18 protein-coding genes are annotated in these 16,080 nt (G+C 57.4%); 9 read left to right on the top strand and 9 right to left on the bottom strand.

Annotated features, from left to right (window positions below; all coding sequences use genetic code 11):
* Positions 1-72: 72 nt before the first annotated feature.
* Both M1R55_RS17700 and M1R55_RS17695 read right to left on the bottom strand, forming a co-directional pair.
* Positions 73-540, bottom strand: coding sequence for a bacterial transcriptional activator domain-containing protein (locus tag M1R55_RS17700; RefSeq protein WP_249394256.1), 468 nt, complete (start codon positions 538-540; stop codon positions 73-75).
* The gene (locus tag M1R55_RS17695; RefSeq protein ID WP_249394255.1) at positions 522-1,976 is read right to left on the bottom strand and encodes a hypothetical protein; all 1,455 of its coding nucleotides are present in this window, start codon (positions 1,974-1,976) and stop codon (positions 522-524) included. The genes M1R55_RS17700 and M1R55_RS17695 overlap by 19 nt, the downstream gene beginning before the upstream one ends.
* A gap of 397 nt (positions 1,977-2,373) precedes the next feature.
* Between M1R55_RS17695 and M1R55_RS17690 the strand changes: the two genes are divergently transcribed.
* The 4 genes from M1R55_RS17690 (at position 2,374) to M1R55_RS17675 (ending at position 6,223) form a co-directional block, all read left to right on the top strand.
* Complete coding sequence (locus tag M1R55_RS17690; RefSeq protein ID WP_249394254.1) at positions 2,374-3,258, top strand: CHAP domain-containing protein; 885 nt, start codon at positions 2,374-2,376, stop codon at positions 3,256-3,258.
* Between the two features lie 656 nt (positions 3,259-3,914).
* Positions 3,915-4,559 (top strand): DsbA family protein, encoded by a 645-nt coding sequence (locus M1R55_RS17685; RefSeq protein WP_249394253.1) that lies wholly within the window; start codon positions 3,915-3,917, stop codon positions 4,557-4,559.
* 537 nt (positions 4,560-5,096) lie between these two features.
* Positions 5,097-5,549 carry a helix-turn-helix domain-containing protein gene (locus M1R55_RS17680; RefSeq protein ID WP_249394252.1) on the top strand — a complete coding sequence of 151 codons (453 nt, stop codon included), beginning with the start codon at positions 5,097-5,099 and terminating at the stop codon, positions 5,547-5,549.
* A complete protein-coding gene (locus M1R55_RS17675; protein WP_371827247.1) occupies positions 5,474-6,223 on the top strand; it encodes an IS630 family transposase in 750 nt (249 codons plus the stop codon). The genes M1R55_RS17680 and M1R55_RS17675 overlap by 76 nt, the downstream gene beginning before the upstream one ends.
* A 411-nt stretch (positions 6,224-6,634) precedes the next feature.
* On the opposite strand, the gene M1R55_RS17670 is transcribed toward M1R55_RS17675, so the two are convergent.
* Positions 6,635-7,231 carry a hypothetical protein gene (locus M1R55_RS17670; RefSeq protein WP_249394251.1) on the bottom strand — a complete coding sequence of 199 codons (597 nt, stop codon included), beginning with the start codon at positions 7,229-7,231 and terminating at the stop codon, positions 6,635-6,637.
* A gap of 388 nt (positions 7,232-7,619) precedes the next feature.
* Between M1R55_RS17670 and M1R55_RS17665 the strand changes: the two genes are divergently transcribed.
* The 4 genes from M1R55_RS17665 (at position 7,620) to M1R55_RS17650 (ending at position 11,447) form a co-directional block, all read left to right on the top strand.
* Positions 7,620-8,849, top strand: coding sequence for a M23 family metallopeptidase (locus M1R55_RS17665; RefSeq protein ID WP_249394250.1), 1,230 nt, complete (start codon positions 7,620-7,622; stop codon positions 8,847-8,849).
* Positions 8,850-8,960: 111 nt separating this feature from the next.
* Positions 8,961-9,764, top strand: a complete 804-nt coding sequence (locus tag M1R55_RS17660) for a hypothetical protein (RefSeq protein ID WP_249394249.1) — start codon at positions 8,961-8,963, stop codon at positions 9,762-9,764.
* A 207-nt stretch (positions 9,765-9,971) separates the two neighbouring features.
* Positions 9,972-10,616 (top strand): hypothetical protein, encoded by a 645-nt coding sequence (locus tag M1R55_RS17655; RefSeq protein WP_249394248.1) that lies wholly within the window; start codon positions 9,972-9,974, stop codon positions 10,614-10,616.
* A 339-nt stretch (positions 10,617-10,955) separates the two neighbouring features.
* Positions 10,956-11,447, top strand: coding sequence for a hypothetical protein (locus M1R55_RS17650; RefSeq protein ID WP_249394247.1), 492 nt, complete (start codon positions 10,956-10,958; stop codon positions 11,445-11,447).
* Between the two features lie 292 nt (positions 11,448-11,739).
* Here the strand turns inward: M1R55_RS17650 and M1R55_RS17645 are convergent, their stop codons facing one another.
* Positions 11,740-12,150 carry a hypothetical protein gene (locus M1R55_RS17645; RefSeq protein ID WP_249394246.1) on the bottom strand — a complete coding sequence of 137 codons (411 nt, stop codon included), beginning with the start codon at positions 12,148-12,150 and terminating at the stop codon, positions 11,740-11,742.
* 129 nt (positions 12,151-12,279) lie between these two features.
* On the opposite strand from M1R55_RS17645, the gene M1R55_RS17640 reads away from it, so the two are divergent.
* Positions 12,280-12,957 (top strand): hypothetical protein, encoded by a 678-nt coding sequence (locus tag M1R55_RS17640; RefSeq protein ID WP_249394840.1) that lies wholly within the window; start codon positions 12,280-12,282, stop codon positions 12,955-12,957.
* 145 nt (positions 12,958-13,102) lie between these two features.
* Here the strand turns inward: M1R55_RS17640 and nucS are convergent, their stop codons facing one another.
* The 5 genes from nucS to M1R55_RS17615 form a co-directional block, all read right to left on the bottom strand.
* Positions 13,103-13,885, bottom strand: a complete 783-nt coding sequence (gene nucS, locus M1R55_RS17635) for an endonuclease NucS (protein WP_249394839.1) — start codon at positions 13,883-13,885, stop codon at positions 13,103-13,105.
* Between the two features lie 185 nt (positions 13,886-14,070).
* Positions 14,071-14,466: a hypothetical protein gene (locus M1R55_RS17630; RefSeq protein ID WP_249394838.1), complete on the bottom strand. Its 396-nt coding sequence runs from the start codon at positions 14,464-14,466 to the stop codon at positions 14,071-14,073.
* A gap of 111 nt (positions 14,467-14,577) precedes the next feature.
* A complete protein-coding gene (locus M1R55_RS17625; protein WP_249394837.1) occupies positions 14,578-14,991 on the bottom strand; it encodes a response regulator in 414 nt (137 codons plus the stop codon).
* A 47-nt stretch (positions 14,992-15,038) separates the two neighbouring features.
* Entirely contained in the window at positions 15,039-15,464 is a 426-nt protein-coding gene (locus tag M1R55_RS17620) for a response regulator (RefSeq protein ID WP_249394836.1), read from the bottom strand.
* A 205-nt stretch (positions 15,465-15,669) separates the two neighbouring features.
* Positions 15,670-16,020 carry an HU family DNA-binding protein gene (locus tag M1R55_RS17615; RefSeq protein WP_249394835.1) on the bottom strand — a complete coding sequence of 117 codons (351 nt, stop codon included), beginning with the start codon at positions 16,018-16,020 and terminating at the stop codon, positions 15,670-15,672.
* Between the last annotated feature and the right edge of the window lie 60 nt (positions 16,021-16,080).

Genomic DNA, 16,080 nt, shown 5'->3' with positions numbered 1-16,080 from the left:
CAACAGCGCTGCCACGCCGGGCAAGCCCAGAAGCGCGGCCGCAGCACCCAAGCCAGCGCTCTCTTCGAGGTGTTAATGGGACTGCAGCAGTTGCTGGGCTACGGTGTCCAGCAGCGCTGGAACATGCCCAACCTCCCGGACGAAGAGGGTTCGGCTCTCCCAATAGACCATTCGCGCCGCACTGACACCGCTCACCTGCACGGTCGCGCGAATCAGAAAGTCATGCAGTCCCTCGTCCAGCGGATCAATCTCAATGAGCCGCCCGGCGAGCTGGACGCACTTGGCATAATCGCCCGCGCTATACCAAGCATCCATCGTTTCCAAACCGACCCGGATGATCCAGCGGCTCATGCGCTCACGCTCCGTCTCTACCCATTCACTGTCCGAGTCCTGAAAGAAATGTTTAACATTAAAGTCAGCCGTTAGCATGACATCTCGTTCACCGTTCAGCAAGGTATCTCGCGTCTGCTGCCAGTCCCACGTCAGGTGTACCCCCTCGCAGTGCACCCGGTACGTTTGGGTCACCGCGTCATACGGCACACACAGTCCGGGAACCAGCCGCTTGAGTTCATGACGCACCTGATGGATATAGTTCTTCGAACGTGCTGAAGAGACCCCTCCGAAGACTTCCGTCTGCAATGTCCGCAGCGTGGTTTCCTCTGATGAAGGAGGAAAGCGAGGGTCTCAACGAACTTCTTCAGCTGCAACCGGACACGCTGCCCGTTGACGAGGATTGCCGGACTCCCCAGCGTGACCAGGTGAATTTCAGCGACAGGAGGAGCGAGGTTTGCAGGCCCGCATAAGACCCGCTCATACTCGTGTGCTGCCAGCGTGCCGAGGAGCTGGCGCGTGCGTACCAGTGCCCCCAGCTCCAGGGCCAGGTGCTGCTGGCCCCCCAACATGACGTGGGCATCTGCCGCCTGACGTAACGCCTCGCGTGCCGCCGTGGATGAGCTGAACACGGCGTGAGCCTCGGTCAGATGTAGCAACACCCAGACCACCTCACGGGTACACCCATTGGCCTGAAAATAGCTTGAAGCCGCGTCTAGCCGCTCAACGCCACGGGGATCGGCCTGGCGGATCAGCGCCGCCCCCAGCCGCCAATCGAGATATGCCTGTGCTCGGGGCGTTGTCACGAGCACTTTCGCCCGGGCTAGGCTGCCGCGCTCAGCCGCCCCGTCCCCCACGGCGGTGGCGAGCGCAGTCAATCCAAGCTGCGCGTAGAACTCGGTTTCAGGTTGTTGCTGTTCGTGCGCCAAATGGACCGCTCGCCTGAACGCCTCGCGTGCTGGGTTCGATTTACCCTGTGCGTAGAACCACATGCCCCAGCGGTAGGGCAGCAGCGCAGAGGACAGCGGACAACGGGTCGCGTGCTTCTCAGCAGCACAGAGGGCTTGCTCGGCATCCCTGAACCTTCCCAGACAGGTGGCACTGGCGGCCTGTGCCAATTGCACATACACGCGGCGCATGGCGTTGGCGTGTTCTTCCGCAAACTCGAGGTACGCCTTGGCCTTTACGTCGTTCCCCTGGTGCGCCGCCACCAGGGCGATGGACTGGGCCACCGCTGACTGCACGAGCGGATCGGCACCGACCGCGTGACTCCAGGCCTCGTCAAGCAGCGCAGCGGCTCGGGCGACTTCTCCACATTGCTCTTCCAGAATGGCTCCTTCCCGTAAGGCCAAGGCAGCATCTCTAGCAGCCATCTGATCCACGTCCAGTGCATTGAGTTGCGAGCGTGCAGCAGCGAACTCCCCCTCGAAACGTAAACAGGTGGCCAGATCCACGCGTGCCCCCTGATCTCCTTTCGCCACAGCCGTGAGGAGCAGGCGCCGGGCCTTCAGCACGTTCCCGAGGTGCAGGTGACAGATACCACCCCAGCGAAAGTCCTGTGCCGCTGGCCGCTTGAGAGCCTCAAAGAGCTGGGCACCCTGCTGGTACTCACCTGATAAGACGGCTTTGAGGAGAGCTTGAGCCATAGTCTCAGCATATGTGAGGAACAGGAGGCCGTGGTGTAGAACTGACCAGCCCTCCGTCTTCCTGAGAATTGAATTGGCCTACGTCATTTTTGCTGTGTCAAACGCTCCAAACCGTTCCCTAAACGGAACCAAACCGGGGGGGGTCTAGCCTTGGCCTTGCGAGGACAAATGACAAAAACCCTAAAGAAAGCTCTCCTTTCGTTGTTGTGCTGTGCGTTCTTTGCGGCTGGATATGTCGGAGCTGATCCCAGCACTGGGCACGGTCCCGGATTGAAACCCGCCAGCCCCCCACCCCCTCCCGTCTGCACGACCTCGTGTGGGACTTGATCTCTATTCGTTTCTGCCGCTCAAGAGTGGCGGATGAAGCAAAAAACCTCTCGTTCACAAGGAGTTCAACATGAAACACTTCCAGCTTGCCATTCCCGTTCTGGCTGCTCTTGCTCTAGCGAGCTGTAACCAAACGCCACTGACAGCTCCTGAGGCAGCCCCAAATTCCAACGCCACGTCACAAGTGGACATAATTCTGCTTCGCCAAGAGACCGCTGTGGTAGGCCAGCAGATTAAAGTGGAAGTGGACGCCTTCGACAAAGCGGGCCGTCGCATTGCCGTTGCTGCTGAGGATTTGGTTTGGGAGAGCGAGGACTCCACGAAGCTGCGTATCGACGGTCCAGGACTCATCACGCCATTATCGAATGAGGCGGTCAACCTACGCGTCCGAACGGCGAACAACAGTACCTACACCACATACTTGGAGACTGCCCAGTCGAACCCTCTCTCGCCGATGTTGTCTGAAACCCCCTGGCTTTCCGGACAAGCAGCGACCGGCCGCAACTTCAGCCAGTTAGACAGCACGTGGGTGGGAAAGACGGTGAACGTGCAGGGCAACAGCTGCTCCACATCCACCGATGCTGAATGTGGGCAATGCACAGCTTTTGCAAAGGCTTTCGGCAATCAGATTGGGCCGACCAACACCACGGGCACTTGGAAGCTAGGTACATCCGTGTTGACACGTGGTGCCAACCCCACCCTGAAAGCTGGCGTCTACGCTGGTGATGCCGTAGCGACCTTCAGTGGCACAAGCTATTATGGGCACGTAGCGCTGTTCAATGGCTACAGTGCAAGCACCATGAATGTGAAGGATCAGAACTGGGGATCCTATCCCCTGAAGATCTCTTACCATGGTATTAGCGTCAAAAATCGACCAAATGGCGTACCCACCTGTAATACCACCTTCAGTACAGATACCTCGGATGCGTGCAACTTTCTTAAGGTCACCCTGTAAGCTGCTCAGTATGGCCTCTCGACTGTCACTGCTGCTTGCTTTGGGTGTCTCGGGTCTCATGGCGCATGCACTTGGGGGAACCGCTAACCGCACTTCCTTTCTTGACTCCTCGTACTGCCGCCAAGCAGTTTGCGTAAGTCAGGGCAGTGTAGAACTTGCTCAGGATCGCGAAGTAAGAATTTACACTCTGACGAGTGCTCGAGATGTAGAACTGCGGGTGTACTTTTTGGGAAGCGAGGCTATCGGTGCCGCATACATCTTTCCATTGACGGATACCTGGACTTATCGCGCAAAGCATGCCGCGTCGTTCTTCTCCGCAGCTCTGCACACACAACTGACGGCTGCAAGGGTCGAAGGATTTGCAAACTCCCCCCTGAGCGTCACACTCCATCTCGTAGACAGAGCGCGACGCTTCACCCTCTCGAACGATGTGTCGTCACCACCTGGAGATCCAACTCAACGAGTCCTACACGTCAAGTATGGGCGCGACCTTGTCTCAGAGGCACCAAGTAACTAACTCCATTTTTTAGGACACGGTTCAGTTTCATGCTTCGAGTAAGGCAGGTACAGCAGGCAGGAGGGACGGAAGACCGTCCTTCCTGCCACATTTAGGCCTGCTCAGAACACAGACATCATGGAGATAGGAGGTGAGCAGCGTGAAATTTCGGCTTTTCCCATCACTGCTGGTGCTGACAACAATTGGTGGTGCTTTCTCAGCTGGACTCTTGTTAACGAAGCGCAGTGAACCGTTTCGTCCAATTAACATTACAGGGCAACCCACACTTGGCGAGGCTGATGCACCTGTTCAGGTCGTGGTATTCGAGGATTTTAAGTGTCCTTTTTGCGCTAGGTATGAGCACGACGTTTTTCCACAACTGAAGTCGAGATACATAGATACAGGTAAAGTAAGATATAGCTTTGTCAATCTTGCCTTCCTTGGCCCCGACTCCATCACGGCGGCCCAAGCTGGTGAATGCGTTAACAAGCAAGAGTCACGACTCTTCTGGGATTTTGTCGAGAAGGTCTACCATCATCAGGGAAACGAAACGACGATTTGGGCCACACCAGACTCGCTTGGTGAACTAGCCGCCACCATTCCTGGGATCGAGGTTTCCGAGTTGCGGTCATGCTTATTGCAGCATACTTTTGCACAGGATGTAACGGCAGACCAGAAGCTGGCCGAGCATCATGATGTTAGAGGTACGCCGGAGATCTATGTGAATGGCATTCGAGTGACAGCCAAGACGACTGAAGGCATCAGCAACATGATCGAACTAGCACTGCAGAGCTCATACAGGTAGAAATGATCGTGACGATAACTGTCGCAGACGCTCGCTCATTTGGGCTACCCGCGGTTCTTCCGCATCCCGCATGCACCAGGTGCCCTGATGGGCTTGAGTTCTGAGCCAAAGATGCCAACACTGGTCTATGGATGCTTTCCTGCTCCCCAGTTTTGATTGATCTTGAGCATGACATTGAGGCAGATCAGCAACTTGGGCGCACAAGAGATCAAGGCAACCATTTCCGGTTTCTCTCGGTGGAGCAGTGGTTCATAGTGTGCTTGGATCGCCAGATTGAATCGGAGAGTCACCCTGGTGGCCATGTCGAAGGTGGTTCTGAATTCTGCTTGTCCTCCCTAAATGAAGCTCCCAGGGTAGCAATTCCCGCTTTCGGTCATCGGCTATGCCATCTGGCTCTGGCTGGCTGCCGCTGATCAAGATGCCGTGCTCGACTTCTTCCTTCAGCGGCACCACGACACCTCAGTGGCAAGGTCGTTTTTTAAATGTCTGCTAGTACAGCGTCAACCGAATAACCTATGAATTCGGGTACGTTGAGGCATGAAGAAGCATCTGGTCAGGCTGGCAGAGGCTGAACGGACGGAACTGCGGGCGTTCACGCGCAGTGGAACACGGAGCGCGCAGGCCATCACGCGGGCGCGACTGTTGCTGATGGCTGACCAACAGGGCGAATCCCGCAATGATGCCGACATCGCCAAGGCGCTGGGGATCACCGTGCCTACCGTGGAGGTCACGCGCAAACGGTACGTGCAGCACGGCCTGCAGGCCGTGCTGCAGCGGGCGCCACGCCAGGACAAGGGCATCCCGCAGAAAGTGGACGGGCGAGTAGAAGCCCAGCTGATCAGCCTGGCCTGCAGTCAGACACCGAACGGCGAGTCCAGTTGGACGCTGCAGATGCTGAGCGATGAGCTGGTCAGATTACAGCTCGTGGACAGCATCTCCCGCGAGACGGTGCGGAAAACGCTGAAAAAAATTCGCTCAGGCCGCACCTGAAACAGCAGTGGTGCATTCCACCCGAGCAGAACGCGGCCTTCGTCTGCGCCATGGAGGACGTGCTGGACGTCTACGAGCGTCCAGTGAACGCTCGCTTCCCGGTGATCTGTTTCGACGAGAAGCCCTGCCAGTTGATCCGGGACGTGCGGCAACCTGTCCAGGCGCAGCCTGGACGGCTCCAGCGCCAGGACAGCGAGTACGAGCGCTGTGGCACGGCCAACGTCTTTGGCTGGGTCGAGCCGCTGACTGGCCGCCGCGACGCCTGGGTGACCGCGCGGCGCACGAGCATCGACTACGCCCACGCTCTGAAGCGCGTGTCAGAGGCCTACCCCGATGCCGTGCAGATTGTCTTGGTGCAGGACAATCTCTCCACGCATTCCAAGGCGGCGCTGTATCACGCCTTTCCCGCCCCCGAAGCGCGGCGGCTCGCCGCGCGGTTTGACTTTCATTTCACGCCTCGGCACGGCTCCTGGCTGAACATGCAGGAACTGGAATTCTCGGCGCTCGCTCGCCAAGCGCTTCAGGAACGGGTCGGCGATCAGGCCGCTTTGGAGAGCACCGTGACTCACTGGATCGGCCGCCGCTGTGCGGCGGCCATCCCCATCCGCTGGCAATTCACGACCCCAGACGCGCGTATCAAACTTTGCCGCCTGTACCCTAAAATGATCGGCTGACGCTGTACTAGGTGAATAAACAACACCCAGACCACCTCAAGGGTACACCCATTGACTTTGAAATAGTTTGAAGCCGCGTCCAGCCACTCAAAGCCACGGGGATCGGCCTGGCAGATCAGCGCCGCCCCCAGCCGCCAATCCAGGTAAGCCTACACGCGGGGCGTTTTCACGAGTGCTTTCGCCCGTGCCAAGCTGCCGCGCTCAGCCGCCTCGTCCCCCAGGGCCGTCGCGAGCGCGGTCAATCCAAGCTGCGCATAGAACTCAGTTTCAGGTTGTTGTTGTTCACATGCTAAGCGGATCGCCTGCTCAAATGACTCACGGGCCGGTTGCCATTGGCCCTGAGTATAGAACCACATTCCCCAGCGGTAGGGGAGCAGCGGGGAGGACAGGAGGCCACCCTTCGCCTGTTTCTCAGCGGCAGCGAGAGCTTGCTCCGCGTCTCTGAACTTCCCCAAGTACGTGGCACTGGCCGCGCGCTAGGTGCACATACACGCGGCACATGGCATTGACATATTCCTCTGCGAACTGGAGGTACGCCTCAGCTTTCGCGCCATTCCCTTGGTGTGACGCCACCAGCGCGATGGATTGGGCCACAGCGGACTGCACGAGCGAGTCAGCACCGACCGCGTGACTCCACGCTTCGTCGAGTAATGCAGCAGCTCGGGCAATCTCACCGCACTGCTGCTCCAGAATGGCCCCTTCCCGCAGGGCCAGGGCGGCATCTCTGGCGCTCAACTGGTCTACGTTCAGAGCGCTGGGTTGTGCACGTGCTGCCGTGAACTCCCCCTCGAAACGTAAACAGGTGGCCAGATCCACGCGTGCCCCCTGATCGCCCTTCACCACCGCTGTGAGCAGCAACCGGCGGGCCATCAGTACGTTGCCGAGGTGCAGGTGACAGACTCCACTCCAGCGGAAGTCCTGTGCGCTCGGGCGCTTGAGAGCGTCAAAAAGCTGGACACCTTGCTGGTACTGACCGGCCAGGACGGTTTTGAGGAGGGCCTGAGCCATAGCCCAGCATAGGTGAGGAACCAAAGACCGTGGTGCAGAATTGACCAGCCTCTTGCCTTCCTGAAACTACATTGATCTCCCTCATTTTCTTCGTACGAGACGCCCCAAACCGTTTCCTAAACGGAACCAAACCGGGGGGAGCCTAGCCTTAGCCATACGATGAAAACCCTGAAACAAGTTCTCCTTTCATTGTGTTGTGCGCTCTTCGCGGCTGGCTATGCCGCAGCTGATCCCAGCACCGGGCATGAACCCAGTCTGAAGCCTGCAGCTGGGTCACCTCCGGTAGTGACGCCCAAGTCTTACCTCTGGTAAGACCTGATCTCGGTCGGTTTCTGCTGTTCAAATGCAGTAGATCTCAATAAGCCTCTCTGTTTTAAGGAGTTACTGTATGCGCAATCTCACTGTTATATCGACCATTCTGTCACTCTCGACTATCTTGGCCGCATGCAGCAACGAAACTGCACAGTCCCAAAATTTAACTCCCCCTGCAGTACAGCAACCCGCAGATGTATCTATCATCCCCTTCTACATCTTTACAGACGCTGCGCAGTTGCGTCTCGTTTCTGGGAGCGCTTTCACCGAGGAGGATAAGGCGCAGGTTCCTGACGGACGTTTGTATGTCCATGATAAACAGAAAGATACATATCGTCCGGTCACGACTACAACACAATTTGGAGAACATTTTTACGCGGATGGAGGTGCACTCTCTTCCGACAACCGCACTGCATACACTGTCATCAACGCAAACGGCGACTGGATCCTTTATTCCATTGAACTACAGAGTGGACAGGTCATTCCACTCCTTAATCGCAGCACGGCAAAGCAAAATGGCCTGACCGAAGTAGAAGGCGAAACACTGATCGTTTCACCAAATGGCGAGACGCTCGCATTCCGAGGTTATACGATTCATAATGACGAACGATCCGATGAAACCTCGCACACCAATGCAATTTATACTATCGATCTCAAGAGTGGTATCAGCGCGCAGAATATTAATAGGCTCACAAAAATTAATGTTCAAAGCTCGGGAAACCTACCCTATCCGAACTTCGACGAAACTAGCCGTTTAATAGAGTCTCCTCACCAGACGACTCAAGTCTCTGCGGAAGTACGAGGCGCACTTCAGGCCCAAGATTTGGGAATTGTAGGCCGACTCCCCTATCAGGGTATTGCAGCCTTGACAGATACGTTTCACGGTACTGGAATGGCGAGTGGGTATTCGTGGGGCATAGGACTTGACTTTGGTCCGCGCCCACGAGACGTGGCGAAGGCAGCCCGTGCTATTTCAAGTGGCGTCGTCAAGAATGTTTACCAGAGTGGCTGCGGCGTATACTTGAAGGTTGACCACACGACAACAACTGCTGACACCTACTATTGTCATCTCGAAACAGGTAGTCCTGCCAGCTATGGCATTACCGATGGCAAGCCTGTCTCAGAAGGCCAAGCAATGGGTTTGATTGGGTCTACAGGAGCAGCTGCTAAGCATCTGCACATCGCGCTAATTCAGGGTGATGTCTACGGCTTCCGCGGTCGTGATCCTACCCGCGCCGGATGCAACATCTATAGCAACAACTGGGTTCTGCTTCGAGAATACGAGTTTGTTGCCAATCCGTGTTGAGGAAGTAAATGAGTGGATGTGGACAATTTTCAACCGTCCACATCCAGACTTCTTGCGTCAGTCAAGAATCAGCCATCATGTCTACCTTTTGAAAGAGGGTGTTGTTCATCTATGAGCCGCAGATTGCTGTATTTCACAATTATTGTAGAAATTCTGACCAGTCAGAGTTTGGCTATCTCTTCTGACTGGCTTCAACCTTCACACTTTACCTCTAAGGATAGCCGTAAGCCCGATCTTCATGAACAACTGGTGTTCGCACGGATTTACTGCGATAAATTCCCTATGCCAGAATGCAATCCAGAGATAGTTGGGCGAAATGTTTACTACGCCAATCTAATATCCGATAGTATCGTGTACGGTAGTTTCGCCAAGGCAAATAGCCGGGAAGCGTTGGTAACCATATGCGCAGCTGAGAGCGAGCGTTGTAGCGGGGCGACCCTGTTCCGGTGGATGCGCAATCAATGGCAGATCATTCACCGCACTCCGGGAATCACGCCTCGTGACTGTTTAAAATTTCGTGGCGTAAATGGGCGGGATTTCTTGGCTTGCCGAGGCAATGTGCGGTTTCTTCCTGACTTGGGTCTGAGCTTGAATCTTGTGGCTGTTGGGGGCAGGCGAACCTACAGTAAGGTTTTATTTCCTCAGCTCTCCCTTGACTGTCGTAAAGCAAAAGGTTCCACGCCCTTCTTCCGCTTTGGCGAATGGGCACGGCAGGATGTTAATGGTGATGGACATCAAGACTTGACAATGGAGCTCCGTCAGTTTGATCTGGTCTTTGCAGATGCGAAGCAGTGCCAGCAACTTGAGGCGCAGAGTTCCCAACTGCAGAGGGAAAAGCTCACTTGGATTGTGCAAGACAATGCTTTTATTCCTGATCAGCAAACTCGACAAAAAGTTTTAGACGTGACCCGATGAGATCGCCACGCCGTCCAGTTTTTGGGGGGGCACTCTACCAGCGCCTTACTGCTCACACTTGACAACCCACAGTATTTGCAATATCAGTGCCGCCTGCGATTCAGTTCGCCATCAGCCTCCACTCTTATTCTGGAAATATTTATGATCGCCTCGCTCCTAGCCATGACAGCTCTTGCCCTTCCAACTTGGAATGCTTCTTCGCCAATCGTGAAACACGATACCCGGGCCCCAGATGCCCACGAGGCTCAGGTGTTCGGTACGGCCTACTGCGTCGGGCGCACGAACTGTGAAGTGAAGTTTCAACCCATCGGTGTTGCGGGTAAAACAATTCCAGTGATGAACAACCGCGTCCCGGTCAGTCTCGCCTATGGCAGCTTCTCGCGGCCCAATGTGCAGGAAGTCTTAATGACGTTGTGCCTTGCACAAAGCGACGCCTGTGATGGTGTGACCCTGCTCCGCCGTGAGCGTGGGCAATGGAAGGCCGTATACCATACGGAAGGCGTCACGCCCCGCGACTGTTTAACGTTTCGCCGCTTCGATAGGCGTGACCAGTTGGCCTGTCGTGGGAATGAATTTGTGATGTTCGGCGTGAAGCTCCATCTGGTCACGGCCAATGCGACCCACGCCACACAAAAGACGTTGCTGGATGGGGAACTTCAGGGCTGTGGGTCAAACGAAGTCATCTTCACGCACTTGGGCAGTTGGCGCAAGCAAGATGTCAACAATGACCGGCGTCCTGATGTCGTTGTAGACGTGTATCGATACAAGCTCCAGCTCGCACGCTCCAGCTGTCCGCCACACGAACCGTCTCACGTGGAGGGAGAGCGCACAGAAAGACGCTGGGCAATGTAACAGGAACAACGCTCACATCACGAACCTCAGCAAGATGTCCGGAGTGGCCCAGTGTATGGACAGAGCTGCTGGCGGATCTCTCGAGGCACTTGGTTCTCCAAGCGGCAGCAGACTCACTGCCTCCGTCAGATGCAACAGCACCCAGACCACTTCACGTGTACATCTCCTGAAGGAACCCGCGTTCAGGATACATCTGAGTTCAGTGATCGCAGAACGTCAAGCGGCGTGACTCAGCTGTAGAGAGCCGAATAACAGCGTCTGAAACATACTTGAGAGATGTGCCGCTGATCAGAGCAACCTTAGATCTTAAGCAAGGGGGAGGTGACTTCGGAGATGCATATGCTTCACACCTGGTCTGGTGTCGTGTTGATGAGTATCCTGGTGTCTTGTTCCCCACCGTCTCAGGATGGGCAGGACATAAAACGTGTGATACGAGCGGCCGTAGAAGCATCGCCAACAGTCTTCGGTCGCTTGTTCAAAGCAAGCAAAGTTGGGGACGAAATACCTGCATCACAAGCATTTACGGCCCTGATTCCACCCAATAAGAGTATTGAAAGTATCATGCAAAACTCCGGACATACCTTAGAGAGTTTTGCTTCATCGTCAAAGGGCAAAGACTTTGTCAGAAATCACCTTCTGACCAAAGAAGTTGACATAAGAGTTTCGAATGTGTATGTAAATCTTCTTGGGAAGCAGGTGACGATCACTGTAGATGAATCTCCATGCCGTTCAGTCTTTAACGGTGTTGGTGTCAGGATATGTTCAGAGCATCCTGACACCAACCTCCTGAATGGCAGTATTTATTTTTTGAGTGATATCCTCCCATTTTGAACTCAATAGCCTTGACGTCGTTATCGTCCTTGGGTCATTGACTTCTCTCTTAATCTCTGCATAAGTCAGCAACACGGTGAGGGCAAAAGCGGCGTCCCAGTGCGGGATGTCGCTTCTCCTTCAACAGTTGAACAGTCAACGGCGCACGTAGAAAGGACACCCCCGACCATTCCAGTCGGGGGTGCACTCTTGAAATCCTGGAGGGGAGATCAACTCCCCAGTCGATCTCCCGCCGCCCGAGTACTCTACCCGATCTTACTCCCACACGTCGTCGACCTTCGGTTGCACATCGTCAATTGCACACCCGATCTTCGGCGCCCGCTAAGACCCGCAAGGCATACCCGACCATGGACAGCAACATCGCGGTGGTCGCCCCACCAGCCAAGCCCAGAAATGCAGCAGCATGCAGGCCGTGGTACGCCGCCTGCAACGGCTCATCCCGCCCAGCCGCTAACTGCTGGTAATACCCCTGCCCTAAGCCCGGCAAGTCCAAGCCCCGCTCCCCGGCCAGCGCGGCCACATCTACGGCGTGCCGTTCCACTTGCTCAGCGAACTCCACCAGCACGGGCCCAGACAACCGCTCGGCACTCAGCACCGCCCCGAACTCAACGGCCGCCACCGCCTGAAGCGTCAACGCAATACACGTCTCGAACGTCTGTTGATTGTGCAAACTGAAGCTCGGTGGCGCAGCAGAAACTGTCATCTCTTCTAGCCTCGGGGTGGGCCGGGGTGACTGTCAAGCGATAGGGCACCATCCGCGTCACCCCCAGCCGATCCACTCTAGACACAGGAGGCCCGCCATGACCGATCCCGCCCCACTGGAGTTCCCCCCATGCTGAGCTTGGGCGACCTGCTCAATCCCCTCGCTCTCTCCGGACACTGCGAAGACCCCGAGCACCGTCAGCTCCTCATGGGCAGCGTCCTGCAACTGATGACCGGACGCGCCGGCCCCTGGCCGCACGACGACCCCGTCTGGGCCAGCCTCCTGCCCCTCATTCCGCAAGGCACGCACCGCCGCACCCTCAACCCGGACGACCCTTCCTTCACTTTCTCCGTTCCCTTGACGCTGGCGGCCGACCAGCTCGGGCAGCTCATCACCTTGCCCTGGCTGTTGGGCGGAGAACTCGGGGAGATCCTGGGTGAAATCGTCTGGCATCAGCCGCTCACCGTCCAAGTGCGCCGAGACTGTTATGACCGCGCCAAGCAACCCATCCCGGTGTTCCTGAGGGCCTATGACGGCTTGCGCCTGCTGGGCGTGACCGCCGCTGAAGCACAACGCTTGGTCGAACACTCGCCGGGGGATCTTCTTCTGGAAGTGGTGACCTTCACGTACCGCCGTCGGGCACAACTCGACCACCCACCTGGGTATCTGCGAGCCGTCCTGGCACACCGCCTCGCCCGACACCTCCAGAAAGCCCAGCGCCTCGCCGCGAGCAAGTGCGGTCACGAAGGTCCCATCCCTCTGTCACACTCGCTCCATGTTCCCGCACCGCCCGCCCTCTCACCTTGAAGCGAATCTCGTGCAACTCCAGTGGCTGCGAGACCACCTGAACGCCGCTCCGCTTACCCCACCGCCGCTGGAGGAATCCTGCGCTGCGGCCGCCCACGGACCGACCCCAGCGCTGCCACGTCCAGTCGAGCAGCCAGAACAGCCCTCACGCCCCATCCGGCTGTTGGGGACGATTAAAAGAGCTGGGCTGAGTGATGGCCTTCTCCACCCAGGGCAGAGCACTGACCTCCACAAACTCCAGTCCCCGGCCTTCCAACTCCCGTCTTGCGGGCCCCGTGATCGATGGTGCGGCCAGAATTCCCCGCACCACCCCCAGACCCACCACCCGCTGCACGGAAGAGACATACCGTCCGAGTTGAGACACGGCATCCTGGGTCGCGCGGCCCCGCTTTAATTCCACCACGACAAAGCGGCCCTGAGCATCTTGCGCGTACAGGTCAATACCACCCGATTCCACCAGCAACTCCCGGTTCAACACGCGCAATCCCGGCTCGATCAGTTCCGGATGCGCGGCCAGCGTCTCCTGCATCTGCGCTTCAGAACCGGTCAGCAAGAAGCCGGCTTCTTCGTTCAACTCCAGCGCTTGCGCCACTTGCGCTTCCAAGAACGTCACCCGCACCAGCTCGAGCGGACTCCGGCGTGACGCCAACAGCACACACTGCTCTTCCTCCAACACCGCCGTGATCTCATCGGTCTTCGGTTGCCAGTTCATCGGCTTCACGCCTTTTGGGGCATGAATCTGCAAGCTGCCGTCCCGCTTGATCATGACGAGGTACGACCCCACCTCAGCGGTACTCGCCGCCCGCCCGTGGTAGCTCACTTCCGCCAGACCGCCGACCTGCACCAGACAATCCCGGGTACGGAGGGCACGCATGAGGAAGGCCCGTAAATCCACGGGCGTGGGGGAGAGCAGTTGCTCACGCAGCATGCTCGCAGCATAACCAACTGCGCCAGACCATGTTCTGCACAGATCTCGCTCGTCGACTGATGGACCACACCCCTGAGCTCCCTTGACCCCTACTGAGCCGTCGTCCTCTCATCGGTCAACAGGGAGCCACGCCGAACGGCTGGCCGAGCCACACCACCTGGTCTCTGAGCTCAAACGCCACAGCCTCAAGCATCCAGCCAAGGCTCTGTCGTCACCCACAGGCTGGCGGCACGAACAGCGAACGTCGACTGCTCGAAATCATGCAGTGAATAGCCCGTGTCAGTCACCGGACTAAAATCCATATAAACCAGCCCCCCAGAAAACAAAATCTCCGCACCGTACGGGCTCATGACGACGTTCGTCGCTGGCGTTTCACGCACTTGAATGAATGACACCTCTTCAAATTTCAACGCGAGAAAAGACCAGCCAGAGGCGGCCTGCCGATCCTTGACCTCCACATGAACGGTACAGTGCAGGCGGTGTTCCACATACAACAGCGTCGCATGGGTGATCACGCCATCAGAAAACTTGAAGTGACGCGCCAAGAACTCGGTCGTCATGTCAGGAGTGAGGCGCTGCATGCGTCAAGTCTGCCACAGGGCATCCACGGCCGTTCCTGATCAACCTCGTTGGTTGGGGTGGCCTCGGCCCACGTTAACGAGGCAGGAGATGCTCAAGCACAGGATCAACCTCTACAGAGCCGATAAGCGTTCCGCCAACGCGAAAAAGCCCAGCAAGTCCACAGGTTTTTCCACATACTGATCAGCGCCGTGCGTACACATCACCGCCACCTCACTCGGGTGAGCATAACCGCTCCAGCACACCACTCGCAGCGCGTCACCGCCCTGAGCGCGGAGTGCCTGTAAGATCTTCACACTTTCTTCCCCCGGTAAATGCAGGTCAAGCACCACCACCCAAGGCCCAGCGCCGCTCTCCAACACGCCCAATGCTGCTGAGCCATTCCCGACTCGGGTGACCTGCACCTCAGGCGCCACCTCGTCAAAAGCAGTTTCCAAGAGGAGGGCGTCCTGCAAGTTGTCCTCAATCACCAGCACCTGCCGCGCTGAGCCTGGCTCAACGCCAAGCTCAAGCGGCCATGTCGTCATGCGGGCACAGTACACGACCTACCCGGCTGACGCTGTGCATTTCTCCTTCAGCGCCGAGTCACGAGTTGAGCTCTGCTCCAGAACGCCACAAAACCCTCGACCTGCTGCAAAAAGTCCTCAAACCGCACGGGCTTGATCACGTACGCACTCGCCCGCTGTTGGTAGGCCTGTTGGATGTCCTGCTCATTCTGGGACGTCGTCAACATGATCACTGGAATGTACCGGAAGGTGTGGTGCGCTTTGAGCACGCTCAAGACCTCCAGACCGTTCATGCCCGGCATATTGAGATCCAGCAAGAGTACGCTCGGTAACGCGACGCCCGGGGTGTGGAGCGCCGTCAGAGTGTCCGGTCCACTGGCCAGGGTGCTGAGGGTACAGTCGGCACCGACCTGGGCGAAGGCTTCCTCGGCCAAGAGACGATCGGTCGGGCTGTCATCGACCAGCCAGACCTGGAGTGGACGGTCGGGCGTCATCGAGGCCAGGCGAGGCTGAACGTTTGATAGATGAAGATCATATAAAGCATGGCTGGAGTGTACACCCGCCCTTTCCCAGGCGTGAGCGTACTTGCCCATCCACGGACTTGGCTCAGTGGGGGAGACCGCCGACACCTCAAGACCACAAGCACGACGGAACGGGGCAGAGTGGTTCAAGATCACCCCGCCCCGTTCCGTCGTGCGTTTACAACGTGCTTTTCAACGTCTTGGCGACCTTGAAGGTCACCTTCCTCCCCGCCGGAATGTCAATCGGCTCACCGGTGCCAGGATTGCGTCCCGTCCGAGCCGCCGTCGCCGTCACGCTGAACGTGCCCAACTCTGGGAGACTCACGGCCTGCCCTTGCGTTAACGCGGCGACAACCGCTTCCAGCATGGCATTCACGACGCTCGTCGTCTGTGCTTTGGTCAGGCTCGCTTGTGCCCCGACCTGCTCGATCAACTGCGCCTTAGTCAGCTTCCCGCTGTCCACACTCACCTCGGGCGTCGGCTCTGGCACCGCCACTGGGGTTGTCCGCTTCGTTGGCTTCTTCGTCATGCCCGCAGTCTGCCCGCTCAGGTCTGCTGGATGCAACCTCCCCGCGTCACCCCCAGCCCG

Origin of the sequence: Deinococcus sp. QL22, from assembly GCF_023370075.1 — a bacterium.
In the GTDB taxonomy this organism is placed as follows: Bacteria; Deinococcota; Deinococci; order Deinococcales; family Deinococcaceae; genus Deinococcus.
The sequence above is the reverse complement of the archived record's forward strand: the minus strand, read 5'-3'. Positions and strand labels throughout refer to the sequence as shown.